The organism is Lentibacillus salicampi, assembly GCF_004565465.1.
Taxonomy (GTDB): Bacteria; Bacillota; Bacilli; order Bacillales; family Amphibacillaceae; genus Lentibacillus; species Lentibacillus salicampi.
The window spans coordinates 43,478-67,838 of the sequence record NZ_SRHY01000011.1 but is presented as its reverse complement, the minus strand read 5'-3'; the positions used below and the strand labels follow the sequence as shown (position 1 = coordinate 67,838).

Here is a 24,361-nt window from a genome sequence, read left to right as displayed (position 1 = left end):
GAAGCGCTCGACTCGAGCGAGGGCTGCGCCAACTCGAGCGGGGATCGCCTCAACTCGAGCGGGGACCGCGTTAACTCGAGCGAGGAAGCGCTCGACTCGAGCGACAATTGCGCCAACTCGAGCGGGGACCGCGTTAACTCGAGCGAGGAAGCGCTCGACTCGAGCGAGGGCTGCGCCAACTCGAGCGGGGATCGCCTCAACTCGAGCGGGGACCGCGTTAACTCGAGCGAGGAAGCGCTCGACTCGAGCGACAATTGCGCCAACTCGAGCGGGGGCCGCCCCAAACTCTTGCCCCCCTAGGATATAATTTTCGCCCTCAGCTGAAAATCTCACCCACTAGCAAAAACTCCCAACCTGCACAAAACAAACGGATCTAAAGCTGTTTACTGCGTACTTTAGATCCGCTCTATGGAGTCTATTCTGTGTCCTCCCGATAAATAAAGAAATCGAAATCTGCGTGCAGCTTTCTCCCGGAGGTGTCCTGGCACTGCATGCCGACAAATGCGCCAGTGAAGAATCCGCCGCCTTCTACATAATCATCGGACAGTTTATATGAATATAGCGTTACTGGGATTTCAGTCCAGTCGTTGCCGTCAAAGGAATACAAATAACGGTAAGTGTTCGTTCTGACCTCAACGCGCAGATAGACATATGCAACATCATCCGGAACTGAAATCGTCTCTTGGAGCGGCTGATCAAAGGTAGCGTTATCGCACACCGTTAAGTCTATTATCCTTCCTTTTTCCTCATCCCATGTCATTTGGAGGGCGGTCCAGTTTTGCGTGTTATAATAGTTTACCAGTCCGGCTGCCTGCTGGAATGATTTTGGGTTAAACGATACTTTGGTCTCGGCAGTGAAGTTAAAATGCTGCCAGCGCCGGGCGATATAGGCCTGTGTGAATTTGGATGTCAGTGATTCATGGCCATAGAGCCGCAGATGCCCGGGGTTGTCTGTCAGCGATAAAATATCTTCACCTAAAGGAATTCGCAATGACTGGAAATGGTAATTTAAAACCAGGGCATCAAGGTCATCTTTTTCTGCAAATCCCTTGTCCCATTTCACTTCTTCCATATCTGGCCCTTCGATTTCAACGGAAGGCAGGTTGCCGCCGACAACATACGGCCAGCCTTTTTTCCATTCGAGGCGTTGGATGGCGGTTTCTCTTCCAAGCGGGCAATAGCCGCGCACGCCATCCAGCAATGGCTGATCGCCTCTGGGCAGCGGACGTCCTGTCAAATGGACTAAAAACCATTCATCCGTATGAGTTTTCACAATCGACGCATGGCCGGCTTTTTGCAGGGGATTTCTTGGATGAGGCCATGATGTGATCAGCGGATTGTCCGGGTGAACCTCATACGACCCCCATAAATCCTTGGAACGCGCTATCGTGGCTTGATGTTCATAGCGGGTGCCGCCTTCAGCTGTCAAGAGATAATAATAGCCATTAATTTTATACAGATGCGGCGCTTCGGTCAGCTTGATATCGGTTCCTTTAAAGATGATTTTTGCATCCCCAACCAGCTTTTGAGCGGCATCGCTGTATTCTTGCATCACTATTCCGTAAAAATCATGTTTGCCAATCCGGTTATCCCAAAACATGTTGACTAAATATTTTCTGCCGTCATCGTCATGGAATAAGGATGGGTCGAATCCGGAACTGTTTAAGTGAATCGGGTCAGACCATTCACCGTCGATCGTCTTGCTTGTCACAAGATAGTTATGGCAATCCTTCCAGGCACCATCAACAACTTTAACATCCGTATAAATGAGCCAGAATTTGCCGTCAGCATACGACAGGGCGGGTGCCCATACACCACCGGAATCAGGGTTGCCTTTCATATCCAGCTGGCTGATCCGGTTCAATGGCCGGGAAACGAGGCGCCAGTTTTTCAAGTCTCTGGAATGATAGATGCCGACACCGGGAAACCACTCAAACGTGGAAACGGCAATGTAATAATCTTCTCCGGCACGGCAAATGCTGGGGTCCGGGTTGAATCCAGTTAAAATAGGATTTTTAATCGTCGTCATACGATCACCTCTCCTTATAAATTTTAAAGAAATTTTCTGTTGAAAAAGCAGCGACACCCAAAGCGGTTGTATAGCCTGACAGTTCAGAAAAATTGATTTCCAGATGATTTTGTTGAAACCACAGGGCATTTTTGTTTACTTTTTCAAGCAATGGCTGTTCGACCCACTTCTTAGCGGCTGTTATCCGATTGCCGATAATGACTTGCTGCGGATTGAAGGAATTGATGATATTAATGAGGCCAACCCCCATGTAGTCACCGATTGTTTTAAAAAGATTAATCGCTTCCTGATCGCCATCTTCGGCCATACCGACCATCTCTTGTAAGATATCGTTCTCATCAGCCATCTCAAGGCCAAATTGATCGGCTTTGTTGATTAACGCTTGCTCGGAGGCGTAAAGTTCCCAGCAGCCATCATTTCCGCATCTGCACGTTTTTCCATCAGCTTGAATGGTCATATGGCCCATCTCGCCTGAAAAACCATCATTGCCCTGATACAAATCACCATTCAGTATCAGGCCCACACCAATACCGACGCCGATACTGACATAAATGATGTCGTCTACGCCAGTACCGAATTTTTTCTCGCCATAAGCACCTGCGTTGGCTTCGTTTTCAATGATGACAGGGCAGTCATATCTGTTTTCCACAATAGTTTTCAAATCAATGTTCTGCCAGCCAAGGTTCGGTGCCAGCAGCACTTTGCCATTCTTATTGGTGGCTCCCGGCACACCTATGCCAATACCGACAATTCCGTATGTGCTTGATGGGGCGGAAGTTATCAGGCAATCAACAATCTCGAATAATTTTTCCTTAATTTCATCAAAACTCAGCTTATTAAACGTCAGTGATTTTTCCTGACAAATGTTACCTTTGAGATCGGTCAGGATACCGAAAATATAGTTAACCCCGATATCAATCCCGATGGAATAGCCTGCTACCTCATTGAATAGGAGGATGACCGGCTTTCTCCCGCCGCTCGATTTTCCCGGTCCTTGTTCGTAAATCAGATCTTCATCAAGCAGTTCACTTACCTGTGATGACACGGTTCCTTTGTTCAAACCTGTTTTGTCGGCAATGCTGGCCCGCGAAATAGGTGAGTGGTTCATGATCGTTTCCAGCACAAGCGTTTTGTTGCCATTTTTAATGGTGTTTTGGTTCCAAATTTTATTTTGCAGCATAGTCGATTCATCACTTTCTTCATTTTTTTGTAGTATAGCATAATATTCTTTGTTCATCCACTGGACAAACAAAGAATATTTTGCTATTATTCAAAATAAGCATTCATACGAATGTCAATTAATTAAACAAGGGGGACATTAGCATGAAAAGGAAAGCGGTTACACTGTTGTTGTCAGTTGTCGCGATTGTTTTGGTACTGGCTGGATGCAGTGACTCGGAAAGCAGTAATGCGAATTCCGACGACGGAAACAGCAAGACGATAGATTTTATGCATTTGTGGCCAGAAGGCAGCTCGGCTGAACACAATCGCATCGTAAATGAAATTATTGAGGAATACGAAAGTGAAAATGAAGGCGTTAACGTTGAACTTGAAGTGCTGAGCAACGAACAGTACAAGGATAAAATCAAAGTGCTGTCAACATCGGATGAATTGCCTGATGTTGGCATGACCTGGGCTGCAGGTTATATGGAGCCGTATGTGGAAGGTGATAAATACGCCTCGCTTGATGATGTCGTTGAAAGTGAAGAATTAAACGGTCAGTTTGTATCGGGCACGACCGAAGCATTTTCGGTGGATGGCACATCGTACGGGCTTCCGCTGGAGTTGAACATTGCGACCGTCTTTTATAATAAAGCGATTTTTGAAGAGCATGGACTTGAAGCGCCTGAAACCAATGAAGAATTCCATAATGTCGTGCAAACGCTGGAGGAAAATGGCGTGACGCCGATTGCGCTCGGCAACAAAGATCGCTGGACCGGTTCTTTATGGTATATGTATTACGCAGACCGGATTGGCGGATCAGATCTCTTGACGAACGCTATCAACCGGGAAACGTCATTTGAAGATCCGGCACTCGTCCAGGCGGCTGAGGAAGTTCAGACGCTGGTTGACATGAACACCTTTAACGACGGCCATAACGGTCTTTCCGATCAGGAAGCCAAAAGCATGTTCATGAATGGGCAGACAGCGATGTATCTGATCGCTACCTGGGATTTGCCAAACTATACGACAAATGAAGATGTGCCGCAGGAGTTCAGGTATTCAGTCGGCTATTTCGATTTCCCGACTGTTGACGGAAACGGCGATAAGAACAGTTATGTCGGCGGTCCCGGCGTTGGCTTGTTTGTCGCTGATAACTCGGACGTCAAAGAAGAAGCGAAAGATTTCACCAAGTTTTTTGTCCAGAAATGGGGCGACAAATCAGTATCTGAGGCGGGGGTTATCCCGGCTACAAAAGTAGATGCAGAATCGCTGGATCTGCCGCAAATGTACGTGGACGTACTGGATGACTTGAACAATGCGAACAATTTAACGCTGTTTGCAGATGTACAAATGAGTTCTGATACGGCAGAAGTCCACTTGAATCAGATTCAGGCATTGTTCGGTGGGGAAGTGACACCGGAAGAATTTGCAAAAGCACACGAAAAGGCACTTTCAGAGGAAGAATAGATGATCATCTGACAATGAGAGAAAAGGGCATTCTGAATGGCATGCCCTTTTCCAGCTTAAAGATTTGGGGTTGAATGCAATGAATAAAGTCATGTCCAATAAATGGGTCATCGCCATCTATATTTTCCCTGCCCTGCTGCTTGTAGGCGTATTAATTTTCATACCATTAATTCTGTCTGCATATTACGGTCTGATGGAATGGGATGGCATCGGTGACATGAAATTTGTCGGGCTCGAAAATTACATCACAGCTATACAAGATCTTAAATTTTGGGATAGTGCCCTTCATTCCTTTTTGCTGGCGGTATTCTCAACTTTAAGTTTGGCAGGCTATCTGGCTGTCTCGATGATACTCGCATCGAAAATCAAGGGTGCAGATCTGTTAAGGAAAATATATCTTATCCCGATGCTGCTGTCATCTGTGGCCATTGCCCAGCTGTGGATCAAGGTATTTAATCCGGCTAACGGGATGCTCAATCGTATTTTGATGGCCATCGGTTTTGAAAATCCGCCGGCATGGCTGGCTAATCCCGATATTGTCCTGTATGCGATTTTCATTCCGATTCTGTGGCAGTATGCAGGTTTCTATATTCTGATTTATTATGCCGCTCTGAAAAATATTCCCGAAACGATCATTGAAGCGGCGCGAATCGATGGGGCATCACCGCTGCAGATTGCGTATCGCATTAAATTGCCGTTAATCAAGGGTGTTGTAAAAGTAACGATTGTACTGGCGATCGTCGGATCGTTGAAATACTTTGATCTGATTTATGTAATGACTGGCGGCGGACCGAATGGCGCCAGCGAAGTGATGGCTTCCTATATGTATAAGCTGGCATTCAGCACGAATGAGTTCGGCTATGGAAGCGCGGTAGGCTTTCTGCTGCTGATCATCACGCTGATTGTAACCGTCATTGTCCGTAAAATAACAGCCGACAAAGATGAGATTCAATATTAAGAAAGGAGGGGCTGCCATGAACCGTATTGGTTATATTATTCTCTACATATTCCTGGGGATTGTAGGCGTCTTTCAAATTTTCCCGCTCATCTGGCTGTTTCTCTTTTCACTAAAAAGTAACAGCGAGATTTTTGCCGGATCACCATTTACCTTGCCGAAAGAATGGCTGTGGGAAAATTATGCAACAGTGTGGGAAGGCGGCATCGGGCTGTATTTTTGGAACAGTGTCTGGATTACGGTCGTCGCGATTATACTGACAGCCTTATTTGCGAGCATGGCAACATTCGCGATCACCCGTATGCAGTGGAAACTGAATAAACTGGTGCTCGGGCTGTTCATGGTCGGTCTGATGATCCCGATTCACTCGGCGATCATTCCATTATTCAGCATGTTTTTGAATGTGAATCTGATAGATAACCCGTGGTCGATTGTTATTACGTATACGGCGTATAACCTGCCGATTACGATGATGATTTTGCTCGGCTTTTATTATACGCTGCCGCGTGAAATAGAAGAGGCGGCCATTATCGACGGCTGTTCCGTTCACCGCATGTTTTTCCGGATTATTCTGCCGATGACGGCACCGGTTCTGTCGACGATCATCATTATCAATATGATTTATAACTGGAATGAATTTGTTTTCGTCAATACGTTTATCAGTTCAGATGAATACAAGACATTGACGGTCGGCATTCAAAACTTCATCGGTCAGTATATGACTGATTGGGGTGCAATCGGGGCAACGCTGATCATCAGTCTCCTGCCCATTTTGGCTGCTTTTATCTTTTTCAGCAACAAAGTCGTCGAAGGGATTTCATCGAGTGCCGTCAAAGGCTGAATTTATGCTTGCTTTTTCCGTTCAACACGGTTAAAGGCATGAAGGGCCAGCCACATCGTGATAAAGGCATAGATGCTGCCGCCGAATATAAAGGCCAGGGCCGGTATTGTCCGCATGACCAGAAATAATGCTGTCAGGCAGACGATCATTAAAAATGTTTGAACTGGGCTTACGAGCATGATCAGCAATGTATTTTTAATCATGCCGGAGATGTTTAAATCGTAATGGACGAACACCGGAAATAAATAAAACAGGCATATCAGACATAAAAGCATGAAAGCGAACAATGGCATGTATGTCCAGGACAGATAATTGGTCATATCGATTTGAATATAAAAAATGTTGATGCCGATCAGAAGCATGACCGCTATAACTGGCATACCGAAAAGATTTGCTTTTACAAAATCATGTTTATAATATTGCCAGAATACTGGAAAAATGCGGCTGTCCGTTTTTCCACGCAGCCAACCCCGGATTATGGCAAACATCGCTACAGTTGACGGGAAAAACCCGAGAATGACAAGTCCCATGAGGGTAAAACCGATCCATAATAACTGGATATAAGCAAAACGCATAATCCATTCCATGATTTTGTAAAGTGTACTGGCGAACATATTCATCAGGATGCCTCCATCTTTGTTTGAAAACTATTATACAGCATGATGGGGCGCTTACAAATTAATAGATTGATAAAACTGAGGAGGAAGACACATGACCTATTTCAACAACATCAGCAACATCAAGTATGAAGGATCGAATTCCACCAATCCATATGCATTTAAATTTTATAATCCGGAAGAAACAGTCGGCGGGAAAACGATGGAAGATCAGTTGCGATTTTCAGTCGCGTATTGGCACACCTTCACCGAAGACCTGTCAGATCCGTTTGGTGCCGGAACCGCCATCCGTCCGTGGGATCGATACGATGGCATGGACCGGGCAAAAGCGCGGGTTGATGCGGCATTTGAATTGTTTGAAAAGTTGAATGTACCATATTTTGCGTTTCATGATGTTGACATCGCCCCGGAAGGCAGCAATCTCCGCGAATCCAATCAAAATATCGATGCGATTGTGGCGATGATCAAGGATTATATGAAAGACAGCAAAACAAAACTGCTTTGGAACACCGTGAATAACTTCACCCACCCGCGGTTTGTGCATGGCGCAGGATCATCCAATAATGCCGATGTCTTCGCGTATGCTGCAGCAAAAGTGAAGAAAGGTCTGGAAGTCGGCAGGGAGCTGGGTGCTGAAAATTATGTGTTCTGGGGCGGTCGTGAAGGCTATGAAACACTGCTCAACACCGATATGAAACGTGAGCTAGATCATCTGGGCCGCTTCTTCCACATGGCGGTTGATTATGCCAAGGAAATCGGATTTGGTGCACAGTTCCTGATTGAGCCAAAGCCAAAAGAGCCGACAACGCATCAATATGATTTTGACGTTGCCAGCGGATATGCTTTCTTACAGCGTTATGGTCTGCAGGATGATTTTAAGTTTAATATTGAGGCAAACCATGCGACACTCGCGGGACATACCTTTGAACACGAGCTCCGTTATGCCCGGGTTAATAACATTTTGGGCTCGGTGGACGCCAACCAGGGCCATCCGCTCCTCGGCTGGGACACCGACGAATTTCCGACCGATTTATATGCGACAACGCTTGCGATGTATGAAATTCTCAAAAACGGTGGGCTCGGCAGCGGCGGCTTGAATTTTGACGCGAAAGTCCGCCGGGGATCGTTCACACCGGAAGATCTCGTTCATGCTCATATTGCCGGCATGGACAGTTTTGCAGTCGGGCTGAAAGTGGCACAAAGGCTGATTGATGATCAAGTCTTTGATAAGGTTGTTGCAGAACGATACAGCAGTTTTGACACCGGAATCGGCAAAGCGGTTGAAGACGGCACAGCGGATTTTTATCAGCTTGAACAGCATGCCTTGAGCCTTGGTGGCATTCAAAATGAATCCGGTCGCCTCGAGCAAATCAAAGCGACGATTAACCAATATTTACTGAAAGAATATGCAGGAGTGTAATGCCATGTCATATGTGATTGGGGTTGATCTGGGGACGAGTGCCGTTAAGCTGCTGCTCGTGAACCGGAATGGCGATATCGTTCAGGAAGTTTCCAAACCTTTAACATTGATTCAGCCGCAAACCGGTTACAGCGAGCAAGACCCGGACACGTGGGTGAAGCAGACCGTCGCTGGGCTGGAGGAGTTGACCGCCAATTTTGCCGGCGATCCCGCTGAGATTGAAGGTATCAGCTTTTCCGGCCAGATGCACGGGCTTGTATTGCTTGATAGCAATCATGACGTCTTGCGCCATGCGATCCTGTGGAACGACACCCGCACAACAGCGCAGTGTCAGGAGATTTACGATATGGTCGGGAAAAAACGTCTGTTGGAGATCACAAAAAACCCCGCGCTGGAGGGCTTCACGCTACCGAAGTTGCTTTGGGTGAAAGCGCATGAGCCGGATATATTTGAAACGGCTGCGACGTTTGTCCTGCCCAAAGATTATGTGCGGTATAAGTTGACCGGAAAACTCCATATGGAATACTCGGATGCCGCCGGGACGTTATTGCTGGATATTGCTGAACAGAAATGGAGTCAGGAAATCTGTGATTCGGTCGGGATTGATGCTGATATGTGTCCGCCCCTTCTGGCGTCATCGGAAGAAGTGGGCCGGATTGACTCGGACGTGGCTGAGGTGACCGGCTTGTCTGCTGGAACGCGTGTATTTGCCGGCGGGGCTGATAATGCGTGCGGCGCAATCGGGTCCGGCATTCTGGAGGACGGCAAAACATTGGTGAGCACCGGTACATCCGGTGTGGTGCTGTCCTATGAATCCGGCCACAATAAAGACTTCCAGGGTCAGGTGCATTATTTTAATCATGGCGCACCGAATGCGTATTATACGATGGGCGTTACACTTGCCGCGGGATACAGTCTGAGCTGGTTTAAGGATGTCTTTGCCTCTGATGAATCGTTTGACGATCTGCTCGCTGGCGTTGCTGCAGTGCCGATTGGATCGAATGGCTTGCTGTTCACCCCATATGTCGCAGGTGAACGCACGCCGCATGCCGATGCCAGCATTCGTGCCAGCTTCATCGGCATGGACAGCGCGCACGAAAGGCGTCATTTTGTGCGGGCAGTCATGGAAGGCATCACGTTTTCACTGAATGAATCAATCGATATTTTCCGGAAAAACAACAAGACGATTGACACGATTGTTTCAACCGGCGGCGGTGCGAAAAACGACGTCTGGCTGCAGATGCAAGCCGATATTTTTGACGCACGGATCCTGAAGCTCTCCAGTGAACAAGGCCCTGGCATAGGCGCGGCCATGCTGGCTGCTTACGGCTGCGGCTGGTTTGACTCATTGCAGGCATGTGCCGACGTGTTCGTGAAGGAGGACAGGTCGTTTGAACCAAAACCGGAGAATGTGAAAAAGTACAGGGACTTGTTTGAAATCTATCAGGATGTGTATAGCCAGACGAAGGCATTAAATGAACGATTGGCAACCTTTCGGGAATGATTGAATGGGGATTTTCGGCGAACGCCGAAAATCTGCCCTATTGTTTGTGGGGAGCGGGGGATTAGGACTCGTGCAGGAATGGCTCTGACTCGTGCGGGAGTGTTGTGAACTCGTGCAGGAAGGGGTCGAACTCGTGCGGGAAAGTCGCCAACTCGTGCGGGAAGTGGTCGAACTCGAGCGAGAGTGTCGCCAACTCGTGCAGGAAGTGGTCGAACTCGAGCGAGAGTGTCGCCAACTCGTGCAGGAAGGGGTCGAACTCGAGCGAGAAAGCCGTTAACTCGTGCAGGAAGTGGGTCGAACTCGAGCGAGAGTGTCGCTAACTCGTGCGGGAAGTGATCGAACTCGAGCGAGAAAGCCGTTAACTCGTGCAGGAAGTGGGTCGAACTCGAGCGAGAGTGTCGCTAACTCGTGCGGGAAGTGGTCGAACTCGAGCGAGAAAGCCGCTGACTCGTGCAGGAAGTGGTCGAACTCGTGCAGGAGTCACCGCAACTCGTGCAAGGACGCTCTATACTTGTGCGAGCTCATCGCCCACTCATGAGAGCAGTAGCCAAACTTAGTACATCCAACAGACGAACAAAGTCCGAACTGATACAAACGACATAAACCCAAATTAAAAATGAGAGGAGCAATTTCAATGAAGAAAGTTTTAAAATCCGGTGTTTTCGCAATCATGTCAGCTGTCTTATTACTCTTAATAGCGGCTTGCGGACAGGACGCTTCTAATGAGAGTGACGACGGAGAAGCATCATCGGATGGTGAAATAACGATTGGTCTTTCGGTAGCGGATTTAACGTTGGAAAGGTGGCAGCATGACCGTGATATTTTTATGGGTAAGGCGGAGGAATTAGGGGCGGAAGTTCTGGTTCAGTCGGCTGACGGTGAGGATGAAAAGCAGCTGTCTCAGATTCAAAATATGCTCTCGCAAGATATTGATGTACTCGTTATCATTGCGAACAATTCAGATGCCTTAACCCCTGCTGTCAATCAGGCGAAAGAGGAAAATATTCCGGTTGTCGCCTATGATCGTTTGATCAATAATGCAGAAGTTGATGCTTATGTTTCGTTTGATAATGAACGTGTCGGCGAGATGCAGGCTGAGTTTTTAGTTGACCAGGTACCTGAGGGAAAATATTTTCTGTTAGGCGGCGCACCGACTGATAATAACGCCCAAATGTTCAGGGACGGTCAGATGAATGTGCTGGACCCATTAATTGAAAACGGTGACATTGAAGTGGCTGGCGACCAATGGGTGGAAGGCTGGTCTGCTGAAACGGCTATGAGCATTGTCGAAAACGGGTTGACTGCGAATGAAAATGATATTGATGCCATCGTGGCCACAAATGACAGTACAGCCGGCGGGGCAGTGCAAGCACTGGCTGCACAAAATCTGGCAGGTGATGTCGCTATTTCCGGTCAGGATGCTGATTTGGCGGCAGTGCAAAGAATCGCTGAAGGCACGCAATCGATGACCGTTTATAAGCCGATTCAGGATATTGCAGCGAAGAACGCTGAAGTGGCAGTGCAGCTTGCTAAGGGTGAAGACATCGAAGCGGAAGATACCGTCAATAATGGGGCGACCGATGTTCCGTTTATTAAACTTGACCCGATTAAAGTGAGTCAGGACAACTTAGTCGATACGGTGATTGCCGATGATTTTCATTCATTCGAGGAAGTGTATGAAAACATACCCGAAGACGAGCGGCCGGAGAAACCGGAATAATGATGTAATACTTTAGGGGGAGGGAAGGTCTCCCCCTTAAAAGAGGTGATTTTGATGAGCGGCTATGCACTGCAAATGAAGCGTATCACAAAAGCGTTCCCCGGGGTCAAAGCATTGGATGATGTGACTTTATCCGTTAAAAAAGGGGAGATCCATGCACTATGTGGTGAAAATGGCGCTGGCAAATCAACACTTATGAAAATTTTAAGCGGCGTATATCCTGCCGGCAGCTTTGACGGGGAAATTTTGATTGACGGAAAAGAAGTCAGTTTTCGTGATATTAGAGGGTCTCAGGATGCCGGGGTAGCCATCATTTACCAGGAGCTGGCTCTGGTGCCTGAAATGACCGTTGGCGAGAACATTTTTCTCAGCAGCGATTTGATGCGGGAGAAAGTGCTGAATTGGAATAAACTTTATGTGGAAGCAAAGAGATGGCTGGATCAAATCGGATTAGATATAGATCCGCAAAGAAAATTAGGCGAACTGACAGTTGGCAAACAACAACTCATCGAAATTGTTAAGGCGCTGACTAAAAATGCCGAGATTTTAATTTTGGATGAACCGACAGCAGCTTTGACCGAAAGTGAAGTCAAGATATTAATGGGTATTTTAAAAGATCTTCAATCAAAAGGTGTCACATGTATTTACATATCCCACAAGCTTGGTGAGGTGATGGCGCTTGCTGATTCAGTAACGGTCTTAAGAGATGGGCGGACAATCGATACACTTAATGCTTCTGAAATAACAGAGGATACAATTGTTTCCAAAATGGTAGGCAGATCATTAACCGACTATTTCCCTTATGAAGCGCACGAGATCGGTGAAGAGACATTAAACGTCCACAATTATTCTTTCTATCATACATCAGCGGATGAAAAAGTGGCACACAATGTTTCTTTCACATTGCGTAAAGGTGAAATCCTGGGTGTGTCTGGCCTGATGGGTGCCGGCAGATCTGAGCTTTTTATAAGTCTCTTTGGCGGATACCCGGGTAAAAAATCCGGCGAAGTAACAATCGATGGCAAACCAGCCAATATAAAAAAACCATCTGACGCCATCAGGGCAGGCTTGGCCTATGTATCTGAAGATCGCAAAAGGTATGGATTGATATTGGGGATGGAAATTACGAAAAATGCAACACTCGCCGCGTTGCAACATGTGATGCCGAAAGGGCTGATTGATTCCTCTTTAGAGTTGAAAAGCGCCGAAGCCATCACGAGTAAATTAAACTTAAAAGCCCACAGTCTGGAAGCAAAAGTTGATCAATTAAGCGGCGGGAACCAGCAAAAGGTTGTTTTGAGTAAGTGGCTGTTCACTGATCCGAAAATCCTCATTTTGGATGAACCGACACGAGGTATTGATGTCGGCGCCAAAACTGAAATCTATAAAATTATCAATGAATTATCGCAGCAGGGTGTAGGCATTATTATGATCTCTTCCGAACTTCCGGAAGTGCTTGGGATGTCGGACCGCATCCTTGTCATGGCGGATGGCACTATCTCAGGGGAACTTTCAAGGGAGGAAGCAACAGAGGAAAGCGTCATGAAACTGGCGACAAGAAGGAGGGATAATCATGAGCCGGCCTTTAAATGATCAACCACTTCAAAAGAAATTAAAATTTAAATTTAATGCGCAGTCTTACGCCTTGATCATTGCGTTAATTTTGATCGTACTCATCTTTGGAATTTTGACCGGCGGTGAATTCTTATCATCGCGAAACTTATCAAACCTGTTTGCACAAATGACGGTCATCGCTGTGTTGGCAATCGGCATGACCCTCGTCATAGTCGCGGGACATATTGATCTGTCAGTTGGATCATTGGCGGGTTTAACCGGTGGCATTGCGGCGATTTTACAAGTCTGGTTCGGATGGGGGACCATTTGGGTCGTATTGGCTGCAGTCGCTGCAGGGGCGTTGCTTGGTTTATGGCAGGGCTGGTGGGTCGCCTATCGTGCGGTACCTGCTTTTATCGTAACGTTAGGCGGCATGTTAATCTTCAGAGGCATTTTAATCGGAATAAGTCAGGGACAAACTGTAGCGCCGCTCAATGACGGCTTTAAAGCAATTGCGAATAGCCATATGCCGTATAGCATCGGATATATTTTGGCAATTGCAGGTGCCGGTCTGTTATTCTTTTCAGCCTGGAGAAACCAGCATAAACGCCAGCAATTAGGTTTAGTGACAGACAATCCAGTCAAAATTTATGGAAAATTATTGGTATATTCGCTATTAATCCTTCTGTTGACTTATATGCTGAACCGTTACAACGGCATTCCTGTTCCGCTGCTTATCGTGATTTTCTCCGGGGGTTTATTTATTTTCATTTCAAATAAAACCTCTTTTGGCCGCTATATTTATGCGATTGGTGGCAACGAAGAAGCTGCTGCTCTGTCAGGCATCAATATTAAGCGGCATACATTATCGGTTTTTGTATTAATGGGCGCCCTTGCCGGCGTTGCTGGTGTTATTTTAACGAGCCGGCTTAATGCAGCGAGTGTCAGCGCTGGTGAAATGTATGAACTCGATGCCATTGCGGCGTGTGTTATCGGCGGAACCAGCTTGATGGGCGGCCGCGGCAACGTTGTAGGCGCTATTATCGGGGCACTCATTATGGCCAGTATTGACAACGGCATGAGCATGATGAACATCGAGACGTTCTGGCAGTCGATTGTAAAAGGATTAATTTTAATCGTCGCGGTTTGGATTGACATCTCCAGCAAAAAACAGTCATCAGCAGCATAGCTGACAAGGCTTCATGACATAAGGAGATGTGTTCAAATATATTAAAATATAAAGGAGGACTATCGGTGAAGGAAACGTTTCGAAAATCGACTATTGGCGGATTATCGTTGGTGCTGCTGTCAACAGCCGGGACTCATGCCGCTTACGCAGCGCCGGACACGAAATCGATCAGTGCATTGGAGGTACCGGCCATGAAAGATCGGTATGAAGATTCCTTTCCGATTGGTGCCGCTGTTGAACCTTATCAGCTGGAAGGGACGCATGGCGAGATTTTAAAGCGTCACTATAACAGCATCGTTGCCGAGAACGTCATGAAACCGGTCAATATCCAGCCAGAAGAGGGCGAATTCAATTTTGAAGAGGCGGATAAAATTGTCGCATTTGCTGAAGAACATGACATGGACTTGCGCTTTCACACGCTCATTTGGCATAGTCAGGTGCCGAACTGGTTTTTCCTTGATAAGGAAGGCAACGAAATGATTGATGAAACAGATCCGGCCAAACGTGCGGACAATAAGGAATTGCTGCTTAACCGATTGGAGACACATATTAAGACAATCGTTGAACGTTATGCTGACGAAGTGGATGCGTGGGATGTTGTGAATGAAACCATCGACCCCAATGCTTCCAATGATCGGGGTTTGCGCGAATCAAAATGGTACCAGATCACAGGCACAGATTATATTAAAACGGCCTTCGAAACAACAAGGAAATATGCCGGTGAGGATGCCAAATTATTTATCAATGATTTTAATACTGAAGTCGAGCCAAAACGGACGCATCTGTATAACTTGGTGAAAGACCTGCTCGAACAGGGCGTTCCGATCGATGGCGTCGGGCACCAGGCACATATTCAACTGGACTGGCCGACGATTGAAGAAACAAAAGAATCCATCAACATGTTTGCGGGTCTGGGGCTGGAAAATCAAATAACCGAGCTGGACGTCAGTCTGTACGGCTGGCCGCCGACACCGGCATTCGCAAACTATGAGGAGATCGTCGAGAGCGGCCGGCTTTATGACCAGGCAGAACGCTATGATCAGCTGTTCGAACTATACAGGGAACTGGATGATAAAATTACCAACGTGACCTTCTGGGGAATTGCAGATGACCATACCTGGCTCGATGATCGAGCGGAAGATTATAATGATGGCGTTGGAAAAGATGCCCCATTTGTCTTCGATCCGGATTTTAACGTCAAACCCGCCTATTGGGAAATGATGGGGTACGACATAGACGGCATGAAAGGGCTGATTGACGATTTTGAAAAAGACGGCGCATTCGCCAATCATGGCGTCGCGCAATCGATGAAAGCAAAATTAGGAACAGCAGCCCACTTTGAAGAAAAAGGAGAACCGGAAAAAGTCATTAAACATATGGAAAAATTCATAGAAAAGCTGGACCATTGGAAAAACAAAGGATTTATCACAGAAGAAGCCTATGATATGTTGAATAACAACGCAGCGTATTTGATAACCAAGCGAGAATAGCTTAGTTGGACGGCGGTTTTCGGCGCACGCCGAAAACCTCTATGTTTAAAGGGTTGATTTTTGGCGTCTGCCAAAAATCTTCTGTTGTGGGGTGGGGTTGGTACTCGTGCGGGAGCGTCGTTAACTCGTGCGAGAGTGTCGCCAACTCGTGCGGGAATGGCTTGAACTCGAGCGAGAGTGTCGCCAACTCGTGCGGGAAGGGATCGAACTCGAGCGAGAGTGTCGCCAACTCGAGCGAGAAAGCCGCCAACTCGTGCAGGAAGTGGTCGAACTCGTGCGAGCGCCGCCTCAACCCGAGCGAGAACGCCCCAAACCGTGTGATAAACACTCGAACGCGTACCGCAACATCACCAACTAATGCGTGGAAATGTTATGATGGTTTATAAATCCAACAAACTTTCATCAAAAATTGGAGGTGCAATCAATGACTATAGTGAAATGGGGCATTCTTAGCACTGCGAATATCGCACAAACCCAGCTGATCCCAGCGATTGAGCGGTCCCACAATGCTGAAGTGACTGCGATTGCGAGCGGCAGCGGCAAGGCGTCGGAAGTCGCTCGTGAATTAGGGATCCCCAAATCTTATGATGGTTATGAGAAGCTTCTTGATGATCCGGAAATAGAGGCGGTTTATATACCGCTGCCGAATCATTTACATAAAAAGTGGGTGGTATCAGCGGCTCAGAAGGGTAAGCATATTCTTTGTGAAAAACCCGCTGCATTAACTGTTGATGACGTGAATGAGATGAGGCATGCGTGTGAGGAAAACGGCGTACGCTTTATGGAAGGGTTTATGCATTATTTTCACCCGCAGCATAATCGGGTGAAAGAAATGATCGACAGTGGTGAAATCGGCGAGGTCAAGCTTGTCAAATCCGGTTTTTCCTTTCCACTGACAGACAAAGATGACAACATTCGGATGGATGCAGCAAAAGGCGGCGGAACGTTTTATGATATCGGCTGCTACAGCATCCACTCCATCCGGCATATGTTGGGTAGTGAGCCGGATTCGGTACATGTCCACGCAAAGCGAGACGCAACCTGTGATGTGGAAACAGAAGCGGTCACGTATATGACATTTCCTGACGGGAAAATAGCTGTCTTCGATAACAGCTTTGAAGCGGCATTCCGGCAAGAATACGAAGTCATTGGCGCAGAAGGCCGCGTAATGGTCCCACGTGCATACCGCCCTGATATAAATGGCGGTGATGGATTAGTGATCGTTGAAAAAGACGGCGTGCGACGCGAAGAAACGATCAATGCGGATCAATATAAAGTTGAAGTTGAGCATTTCTCGGAGGCCATTCTTCACGGTACAGAGATAGCGCACACGATGGAAAACACCATCAACAATCTTAAAGTGCTTGAAGCATGCCTGCAATCAGCTGAAACAGGTGAAAAAGTAATGATGAAATAGCCCGGGGCGTTGATCCCCCGGGTTATTTCGTTCCATACGTGAAGGACGTTTGTTTTGAATATAATGTATTGGAACTTTATCGTGGTGCAACGACGCAGGGGTGGTCCTTACATTTCAAAGCATCCCCCCAGGTTTTTCCGCGATGGTCCTTCCTTCAGTGCCAAGCCTTCCCCCAGGTTATTGCCGCTGTACATGATGGTTCCTGGCTGGTTTGTTTCAATCTGCATGACGCGGTCGCTGTTTTCTTCCTTTACAGTAATGTTTCCGTTTTCCTGGTCAAAAAGAAAATAATGATCAAACCCATCGCCGGCAAAGGTGTTTTGCTCAATGCCCGACTCTATCCCGACAGCAAGTTTTTTAACTTCCCGAAAATCAAAGGGCGATCCGGACACATCGAGCAGATTGCTTGTAGGAATGAGATTTTTATCCAGCTCAGCAAAGCGGCTGCTGTTCATCGTTACGTTGTGGTGTTTAATTGTCTCTCTCAAATTACCGCTTAAGTTGAAATATGTATGATTCGTCAGAGCTAAAGCAGTCGTTTTGTCACTGATTGCCTCGTAATCTATCATTAATTGGTTCCGGTTATTCAGGGTATAAGTGACAGTCACATCAACAGTCCCGGGAAACCCGCCCTCAGCATCCGGGCTGGTATGTGTCAGCTTAACACCGGCTTGTTCGTCAGTTTGGAAGGGCTCCGCATCCCAAATCACGCTATGGAAAGCAGCTGAACCACTATGCAGACAGTTTTCACCATCGTTCGCTTCAAGATTATAAGTGTTCCCGCCCAGGGTAAACGATGCATCCTGAATCCGGCCGGCAACACGTCCGATAATTGCCCCAAAAAAATTGGGATCATTCTTATAGTCTTCAAAATCCTTATAGCTCAGCACCACATTTTCCCGCCTCCCGCTTTTGTCAGGAACAAGGATTTCAGTAATGATGCCGCCATAATTTAAAACACTCACTTGCATATCATTGTCATTCGAAAATTTGAATTGTTCCCACCCAGTTTGCAATTGTTCCGAGGTAACATTCACATAATCAGCTCCTAATACGAGTTGAGGTTAACTACATTGTACCATACGGCTGTTTCCGTGAGGGAGGTTTTCAGCAACGGCTGAAACTTTCAATAAAATGGATTTGGATTTGGCGAGAGTTGCTTTAACTCGTGCGGGAGCCGCCCCAACTCGTGCAGGAAAGCTCCGAACTCGTGCGAGGACAGCTCTAACTCGTGCGAGAATCGCCCCAACTCGTGCGGGAGCCGCCTCAACTCGTGCAGGAAAGCTCCGAACTCGTGCGAGGACAGCCCCAACTCGTGCAGGAAAGCCTCAAACTCGTGCAGGAGCGTCTCAAACTCGTGCAGGACCGCCCCGAACTCGTGCGAGAACCGCCTCAACTCGTGCAGGAAAGCCCCAAACTCGAGCGACGCCGCCCACCAACCCCACCACACCCCCTCCCCACAACACTATTAAATCGTGTCACCATCTTCCATGACAAATTAGCATTAAGATTCGATTGAATACATTGCCAGAGCAGTTTACGCTAAAGATAGGATTTATACATGATAAAACCGGAAAGGGGTATACAAATTATGGCGGATAAAGGTTTCCGTACAAAGGTGCAGCGCTTTGGCGGATTTTTGAGTGGCATGATTATGCCGAATATCGGTGCATTTATCGCGTGGGGGATTATTACCGCACTATTTATGGCGGATGGCTGGTTGCCGAACGAGCAGCTGGCGACATTGATCGATCCGATGATCAAGTATCTCCTGCCGCTTCTTATTGGTTATACCGGAGGCCAGCTGGTATATGATAAGCGTGGAGGCGTCGTGGGTGCGATTTCCGCGATGGGTGTGATCGTCGGGGCAGATATACCGATGTTCTTAGGTGCCATGGTCATGGGGCCATTGGGCGGCTATTTGATGAAGAAAGTGGACGACTTGTTCCAGGATAAAATTCGTTCCGGATTTGAAATGCTTTATAACAACTTCTCAGCAGGTATCCTGGGTGCAATCATTGCAGGGATTGCGGTCACGTTGGTTGGTCCGCTTGTTGAGGGACTAAACAACACCTTGGCAGCTGGCGTTGAGGTAATCATTAATGCCGGTTTGTTGCCACTGGCCAGTATCATCATTGAACCGGCAAAAATTTTATTCCTGAATAATGCTATTAACCATGGTATTTTAAGTCCGATTGGGGTTGAACAGTCGACAGAGACCGGGAAGTCCATTCTGTTCCTGCTGGAGGCGAACCCTGGACCGGGGTTGGGTGTCCTATTGGCGTTCTCTATTTTTGGCAAAGGTACATCCAAAAGTTCTGCGCCCGGTGCGGCGATCATTCAATTCCTTGGTGGTATTCACGAAATTTACTTCCCGTATGTGCTGATGAAGCCTGCATTACTTCTGGCGGTTATCGGCGGCGGTATAAGTGGTGTATTCACGTTCACCATCTTTAATGCCGGACTTGTAGCAACGGCTTCACCGGGCAGTATTTTCGCCTTATTAGCGTTGACACCACAGGGCGGCTATCTCGGCGTATTGGCAGGTGTGATTGTAGCGGCTATCGTATCATTTGTGGTTGCAGCGTTCATATTAAAGACAAGCAAATCAGATGATGAGGACCTGACCGAAGCAACTGGTAAAATGGAAGAGATGAAAGGCAAGAAGAGTTCGGTAGCGGGTAACTTGAAAGAAGATGAGTCAACAGAAAAATCTGCCGGAAGCGACCAAACAGCGAAAGCTAGCGAGCAGTCTGACGTAAAACCTGCTGAAGACGTTGATAAAATCATTTTCGCCTGTGATGCCGGCATGGGCTCCAGTGCGATGGGCGCATCGTTAATGAAGAACAAACTTAAGAAAGCGGAAATTGAAAACATCGACGTGAGTAATACGGCTATCAAGGCGATTCCGGATGATGCGGACATCGTCATAACGCATAAAGATTTAACCGATCAGGCGCGGGAAAAATTGCCGAGTGCAGAGCACATTTCGGTGGATAACTTCCTGAACAGCCCGAAATACGATGAGCTGACCGAACGTCTTAAAAAATAACAAATCGATACCGCTGCTGGGGAGGTGAACCGTTTGTACCTGTCAGGCCGTGAGCGTAAGATGCTTGAATATTTACTTGAAGCGCAGGGAGCTGTCACGATCAAAACAATCGCTGATAGGCTTGATGTCAGTGAGCGCACCGTTCAGAGGGATTTAAGCAATGTTGAGCAGATGTTGTTCGATTACAACCTGGAACTCAACAAACAGTCAGGGGTCGGGCTACAGATTTCCGGCTTGGCGACTGACAAAAATCACCTGTTGGCAGAAATCACGGAAACATCGTGGTCTGAATTTACACCGGAAGAACGGCAGGCGATCCTGTTATCAACGCTTCTGGAAACGGATGAACCGGTCAAACTGTTCGCCCTTGCAGCAAATTTGCATGTCACAACAGCAACGGTCAGTCATGATTTAGATCAGCTGGAGAACAAACTAACCAATCACAAGCTCCACCTGATCAGAAGAAGGGGCTATGGTATCCGGATTGAAGGCAGAGAGGCGGATAAACGTGCGGCGATCAGCAGTCTGATTGCCGAGCACGTGAACACGTCCGACATGGTGTCATTTTTAAAACAGCGGACTCAAGCGCCGAAAATGAATGCCATATCCGACCGACTGCTGGGGCTGGTTAATCCCGAGAAATTAAGCATCATTGAGCAGCGAGTGTCACAAGCTAGGGATAAGTTGCGCTATGACTTGGCGGACAGTGCTTATATTGGGCTGGTCGTTCACTTGGCTTTGGCTATTGAGCGGCTGCAAAAAGGCGATACGATCGAATTTGATCAAAAATATTTGCATGAAATTAGCCAGACCAGCGAATACACCATCGCCAAAAGGTTGATTCATGATCTCGAAAAAGACCTCGATATGACGATTCCAAACGATGAAATCGGCTATATCACCATGCACTTGATGGGCGCGAAGCTACGAGTCGACCAGCATTATGTGATAGAAGATTCCAGTTTTGATGTGGCTTATCAGGCAAAAGAAATCATTGAGCATGTCAGCAACCGTTTGGGAAAAGATTTAACCTACAATATAACGTTGTTAAATGATTTGGTGGCCCATTTGAAGCCATCGATTTACAGGCTGAAGAAAGGGTTAACCATCAGTAATCCGATGCTGGCTGAGATCACACGCGATTATAATGCCCTTTTTAAAATCGTTCAGGAAGCCGTGGGCGAGGTTTTCCCGGATCTTACGTTTCCGGACGATGAAATTGCCTATCTGGTGCTTCACTTTGCCGCGATCCTGCTGCATGACGAAACGGATGCGAGCATGCGGGCGCTTGTCATTTGCTCAAGTGGCATCGGGACAGCGAAAATGCTGGCAACTAAGCTGAAACAGCAGATACCGGAAATTAAGCAGGTGGAAAACCAATCGTTGTTTGATCTGGAACGAACCGAAACAGATGACTATGATATAGTCGTGTCCACAATCCCGCTCGATGACATGGCAAATGATTACATTCTGACGTCACCTATGCTGACAAAACCAGAAGCAGATAAGGTGAAACGGGCAATCCGAAAGCGCAAGGCAACAGTACCCCAGAAGCCGACAACGCAAACGAAATGGGAAAACGAACAGTCGGACAGCCGGCAAAAGCTGGAGATGATCCAAGCCTATTCTGCAGCCATCCTTGAAGTGCTAAAGTCCCTCGAGGTGAAGCACTTCTCAGGCAACATGTCGCTGGATGCCCTGTTGCAGGAAGCGTGTGAACAACTGGCGGCAAACGGCGTTATACAAAATCCGGAAAACGTCAGACGTAGCTTGATCGACAGACAAGCGAAGAGCGGGCTCGGCATCCCCGGATCATATCTGGCGCTTTATCATACACGAACAGACGATGTTAAGCGGCCGAGTTTCACCGTTTATGCACTGAATCAACCGTTGATTGTCAATAGTATGGCCGGAACTGACATGACGATGAACACACTGCTCGTCATGCTGGCACCAGCAGATGCGGATCAAGAACTGTTGGAGACGCTCAGTTATCTCAGCAGTTTGATCATAGAAGAGGAAAGTATTCAAGCGCTTGAGTCCGGGGATATAAACCGGATTGAACAGCACTTGTCAAAGCATTTTTATAAATGGCTAAACGAAAATTTTACGTAAGGAGTGCATCACGACATGGGAAAAGATATCTTAACGAAAGAAAATATCCGTTTGAATCAATCATTGAATAGCAAAGAAGAAGCAGTCCGATATACAGGTAAAATCTTAGCTGACAATGGCTATGTGCAAGACGCCTATATCGATAAAATGCTGGAGCGTGAAGAGGTAACATCTACATTTATGGGGAATTATGTGGCGATCCCCCATGGTACAGAAGACGCCAGAGAATTAGTCGAGGAGACAGGCCTGTCCGTTGTCACCGTGCCTGATGGCGTTGATTTTGACGGCAACACAGTCAAAGTATTGATCGGCATCGCCGGAAAAGAAAATGAACATTTGGACGTGCTGTCAAAAATAGCCATCGTCTGCTCGGAGGAAGAAAATATCCAAAAAATTGTCGATGCGACATCAGAAGAAGACATCATCAATCTGTTCGACGAGGTGAACTAAATGGAAGCTGTACATTTTGGTGCCGGCAATATCGGCAGAGGCTTCATCGGCGCTTTATTATATGAGGCGGGCTACCATACAACATTTGTCGATGTGAATGATGCGGTCATCAGTGAATTGAATGCTCGCCAGCAATATGACGTCGTGCTCGCTGCAGAAAACAGTGAAACATTAACTGTCAAAAATGTCTCTGGAATTAACAGTGTGAGCAATCCGGATGATGTCATTGACGCCATCACGAAAGCAGACGTTGTCACAACAGCGGTCGGACCGAATATTTTACCGGCGATTTCCGAGCTGATTGCCAAAGGACTGCGTGAACGTCTTGAAACGAGCAAGCAGCCTTTGAACATTATCGCCTGCGAAAACATGGTTGGCGGCAGCACTGTATTGAAAGACAATGTGTTTGAGCATCTATCCGATAGTGAACAGACCGCCAGCACTGACGTGTTCGGGTTCCCGGATGCAGCAGTTGACCGGATTGTGCCCAACCAGTCGAACGCGGATATGCTCCAAGTATCTGTAGAGCCCTATTATGAATGGATCGTACAGCAAACCGCTATTAAAGGCGAGAAACCAACCATCGATGGCATCACCTATGTCGATGACTTGAAACCATACATTGAACGCAAACTGTTCACCGTCAATACCGGCCATGCGGTCCCTGCCTACATCGGTCATGAGATGGGATACGCCACCATCTATGAAGCCATGCAAGATCAGCGTGTGCAGGAAATAATCGAAGGCGCATTGCACGAATCAGGCGAGGCACTCATCCAAACATATGGATTTGAGCGAAAAGCACATCAGGACTACATCGCAAAAATCATCAAGCGATTTATGAACCCGCATATTTCGGATAACGTCACCCGTGTCGCACGTGGCCCAATTCGCAAACTCGGCGCACATGACCGCCTGATCCGCCCGGCGAGCCTTTACCTTGAATTGACCGAAAAAGCACCACAGCATTTAGTGAAAACCATAGCAGCCGCCCTGCAATATGGCGATGATAATGATAAAGAAGCTGTTAAACTTCAGGAAATGATTGCCGACCAGGGCTATGAAAAGACCCTTCAGTCCGTGTCCGAGCTTAAAACAGATGACCCATTGGTTGAAGCGGTTATGAAAGAAGTGAATGGATGATGAGGATTTTCGGCTGTTGCCGAAAATCTTTTTTTGATGGATGGCGACTAGGAGGCGCCGCAACTCGAGCGGGAGCGCGATGAACTCGAGCGAGGGAGTCGTCAACTCGAGCGGGAGTGCGATGAACTCGAGCGAGGGCCGCGTCAACACGAGCGGGGCTGCTTTGAACTCGAGCGAGGGAGTCGTCAACACGAGCGGGAGTGCTTTGAACTCGAGCGAGGGCCGCGTCAACTC

General features: G+C 47.3%; 19 protein-coding genes. 14 read left to right on the top strand and 5 right to left on the bottom strand.

All coding sequences use genetic code 11. From position 1 onward, the window contains the following. Positions 1 to 415: 415 nt before the first annotated feature. Positions 416 to 2,029, bottom strand: coding sequence for a glycoside hydrolase family 43 protein (locus tag E4U82_RS09080; RefSeq protein WP_135109885.1), 1,614 nt, complete (start codon positions 2,027 to 2,029; stop codon positions 416 to 418). 4 nt (positions 2,030 to 2,033) lie between these two features. Beyond that, a complete protein-coding gene (locus tag E4U82_RS09075) occupies positions 2,034 to 3,209 on the bottom strand; it encodes an ROK family transcriptional regulator (protein ID WP_135109884.1) in 1,176 nt (391 codons plus the stop codon). 143 nt (positions 3,210 to 3,352) lie between these two features. Between E4U82_RS09075 and E4U82_RS09070 the strand changes: the two genes are divergently transcribed. The 3 genes from E4U82_RS09070 to E4U82_RS09060 all read left to right on the top strand — a co-directional run bounded on the left by E4U82_RS09070 (position 3,353) and on the right by E4U82_RS09060 (position 6,456). Beyond that, a complete protein-coding gene (locus E4U82_RS09070; protein WP_135109883.1) occupies positions 3,353 to 4,660 on the top strand; it encodes an ABC transporter substrate-binding protein in 1,308 nt (435 codons plus the stop codon). 79 nt (positions 4,661 to 4,739) lie between these two features. After that, positions 4,740 to 5,618, top strand: coding sequence for a carbohydrate ABC transporter permease (locus tag E4U82_RS09065; protein WP_135109882.1), 879 nt, complete (start codon positions 4,740 to 4,742; stop codon positions 5,616 to 5,618). 16 nt (positions 5,619 to 5,634) lie between these two features. Continuing rightward, positions 5,635 to 6,456 carry a carbohydrate ABC transporter permease gene (locus E4U82_RS09060; RefSeq protein WP_135109881.1) on the top strand — a complete coding sequence of 274 codons (822 nt, stop codon included), beginning with the start codon at positions 5,635 to 5,637 and terminating at the stop codon, positions 6,454 to 6,456. Between the two features lie 2 nt (positions 6,457 to 6,458). Here the strand turns inward: E4U82_RS09060 and E4U82_RS09055 are convergent, their stop codons facing one another. Next, a complete protein-coding gene (locus E4U82_RS09055; RefSeq protein WP_135109880.1) occupies positions 6,459 to 7,076 on the bottom strand; it encodes a YesL family protein in 618 nt (205 codons plus the stop codon). A 91-nt stretch (positions 7,077 to 7,167) separates the two neighbouring features. Between E4U82_RS09055 and xylA the strand changes: the two genes are divergently transcribed. The 6 genes from xylA to E4U82_RS09025 all read left to right on the top strand — a co-directional run bounded on the left by xylA (position 7,168) and on the right by E4U82_RS09025 (position 15,950). Continuing rightward, positions 7,168 to 8,493, top strand: coding sequence for a xylose isomerase (gene xylA / locus E4U82_RS09050; protein ID WP_135109879.1), 1,326 nt, complete (start codon positions 7,168 to 7,170; stop codon positions 8,491 to 8,493). 4 nt (positions 8,494 to 8,497) lie between these two features. After that, entirely contained in the window at positions 8,498 to 9,997 is a 1,500-nt protein-coding gene (gene xylB / locus E4U82_RS09045; protein WP_135109878.1) for a xylulokinase, read from the top strand. A gap of 634 nt (positions 9,998 to 10,631) precedes the next feature. Beyond that, complete coding sequence (xylF, locus tag E4U82_RS09040; RefSeq protein ID WP_135109877.1) at positions 10,632 to 11,717, top strand: D-xylose ABC transporter substrate-binding protein; 1,086 nt, start codon at positions 10,632 to 10,634, stop codon at positions 11,715 to 11,717. Positions 11,718 to 11,771: 54 nt separating this feature from the next. After that, complete coding sequence (locus tag E4U82_RS09035) at positions 11,772 to 13,310, top strand: xylose ABC transporter ATP-binding protein (RefSeq protein ID WP_135109876.1); 1,539 nt, start codon at positions 11,772 to 11,774, stop codon at positions 13,308 to 13,310. Then, positions 13,291 to 14,460 carry a sugar ABC transporter permease gene (locus tag E4U82_RS09030; protein ID WP_135109875.1) on the top strand — a complete coding sequence of 390 codons (1,170 nt, stop codon included), beginning with the start codon at positions 13,291 to 13,293 and terminating at the stop codon, positions 14,458 to 14,460. Before E4U82_RS09035 ends, E4U82_RS09030 begins: the two co-directional genes overlap by 20 nt. A gap of 65 nt (positions 14,461 to 14,525) precedes the next feature. Continuing rightward, positions 14,526 to 15,950 carry an endo-1,4-beta-xylanase gene (locus tag E4U82_RS09025; RefSeq protein ID WP_245183548.1) on the top strand — a complete coding sequence of 475 codons (1,425 nt, stop codon included), beginning with the start codon at positions 14,526 to 14,528 and terminating at the stop codon, positions 15,948 to 15,950. Between the two features lies 1 nt (position 15,951). Here E4U82_RS09025 and E4U82_RS09020 read toward each other — a convergent pair whose 3' ends face one another. Continuing rightward, positions 15,952 to 16,278 (bottom strand): hypothetical protein, encoded by a 327-nt coding sequence (locus tag E4U82_RS09020; RefSeq protein WP_135109873.1) that lies wholly within the window; start codon positions 16,276 to 16,278, stop codon positions 15,952 to 15,954. Positions 16,279 to 16,374: 96 nt separating this feature from the next. Here E4U82_RS09020 and E4U82_RS09015 point away from each other — a divergent pair, with 96 nt between their 5' ends. Beyond that, positions 16,375 to 17,367: a Gfo/Idh/MocA family protein gene (locus E4U82_RS09015; protein ID WP_135109872.1), complete on the top strand. Its 993-nt coding sequence runs from the start codon at positions 16,375 to 16,377 to the stop codon at positions 17,365 to 17,367. A 107-nt stretch (positions 17,368 to 17,474) separates the two neighbouring features. Here E4U82_RS09015 and E4U82_RS09010 read toward each other — a convergent pair whose 3' ends face one another. Beyond that, positions 17,475 to 18,404, bottom strand: a complete 930-nt coding sequence (locus tag E4U82_RS09010; RefSeq protein WP_135109871.1) for an aldose epimerase family protein — start codon at positions 18,402 to 18,404, stop codon at positions 17,475 to 17,477. A gap of 554 nt (positions 18,405 to 18,958) precedes the next feature. Here E4U82_RS09010 and E4U82_RS09005 point away from each other — a divergent pair. The 4 genes from E4U82_RS09005 to E4U82_RS08990 are packed head-to-tail and all read left to right on the top strand — an operon-like array spanning position 18,959 to position 24,127. Beyond that, positions 18,959 to 20,419, top strand: a complete 1,461-nt coding sequence (locus E4U82_RS09005; RefSeq protein WP_135109870.1) for a PTS mannitol transporter subunit IIBC — start codon at positions 18,959 to 18,961, stop codon at positions 20,417 to 20,419. Between the two features lie 24 nt (positions 20,420 to 20,443). After that, positions 20,444 to 22,534, top strand: coding sequence for a BglG family transcription antiterminator (locus tag E4U82_RS09000; protein WP_245183547.1), 2,091 nt, complete (start codon positions 20,444 to 20,446; stop codon positions 22,532 to 22,534). Between the two features lie 15 nt (positions 22,535 to 22,549). Then, the gene (locus tag E4U82_RS08995) at positions 22,550 to 22,984 is read left to right on the top strand and encodes a PTS mannitol transporter subunit IIA (RefSeq protein WP_135109868.1); all 435 of its coding nucleotides are present in this window, start codon (positions 22,550 to 22,552) and stop codon (positions 22,982 to 22,984) included. Further along, complete coding sequence (locus E4U82_RS08990) at positions 22,985 to 24,127, top strand: mannitol-1-phosphate 5-dehydrogenase (RefSeq protein ID WP_135109867.1); 1,143 nt, start codon at positions 22,985 to 22,987, stop codon at positions 24,125 to 24,127. Positions 24,128 to 24,361 lie beyond the last annotated feature (234 nt).

Bases quoted from the DNA above. Each gene is read 5' to 3' on its own strand.
- E4U82_RS09035 (WP_135109876.1), top strand. From the start codon at position 11,772: ATGAGCGGCTATGCACTGCAAATGAAGCGTATCACAAAAGCGTTCCCC.
- E4U82_RS08995 (WP_135109868.1), top strand. From the start codon at position 22,550: ATGGGAAAAGATATCTTAACGAAAGAAAATATCCGTTTGAATCAATCA.
- E4U82_RS09065 (WP_135109882.1), top strand. From the start codon at position 4,740: ATGAATAAAGTCATGTCCAATAAATGGGTCATCGCCATCTATATTTTC.
- E4U82_RS09070 (WP_135109883.1), top strand. From the start codon at position 3,353: ATGAAAAGGAAAGCGGTTACACTGTTGTTGTCAGTTGTCGCGATTGTT.
- E4U82_RS09080 (WP_135109885.1), bottom strand. From the start codon at position 2,029: ATGACGACGATTAAAAATCCTATTTTAACTGGATTCAACCCGGACCCC.
- xylB (WP_135109878.1), top strand. From the start codon at position 8,498: ATGTCATATGTGATTGGGGTTGATCTGGGGACGAGTGCCGTTAAGCTG.
- E4U82_RS09060 (WP_135109881.1), top strand. From the start codon at position 5,635: ATGAACCGTATTGGTTATATTATTCTCTACATATTCCTGGGGATTGTA.
- E4U82_RS09030 (WP_135109875.1), top strand. From the start codon at position 13,291: ATGAGCCGGCCTTTAAATGATCAACCACTTCAAAAGAAATTAAAATTT.
- E4U82_RS08990 (WP_135109867.1), top strand. From the start codon at position 22,985: ATGGAAGCTGTACATTTTGGTGCCGGCAATATCGGCAGAGGCTTCATC.
- E4U82_RS09005 (WP_135109870.1), top strand. From the start codon at position 18,959: ATGGCGGATAAAGGTTTCCGTACAAAGGTGCAGCGCTTTGGCGGATTT.
- xylA (WP_135109879.1), top strand. From the start codon at position 7,168: ATGACCTATTTCAACAACATCAGCAACATCAAGTATGAAGGATCGAAT.
- E4U82_RS09055 (WP_135109880.1), bottom strand. From the start codon at position 7,076: ATGAATATGTTCGCCAGTACACTTTACAAAATCATGGAATGGATTATG.
- E4U82_RS09075 (WP_135109884.1), bottom strand. From the start codon at position 3,209: ATGCTGCAAAATAAAATTTGGAACCAAAACACCATTAAAAATGGCAAC.
- E4U82_RS09015 (WP_135109872.1), top strand. From the start codon at position 16,375: ATGACTATAGTGAAATGGGGCATTCTTAGCACTGCGAATATCGCACAA.
- xylF (WP_135109877.1), top strand. From the start codon at position 10,632: ATGAAGAAAGTTTTAAAATCCGGTGTTTTCGCAATCATGTCAGCTGTC.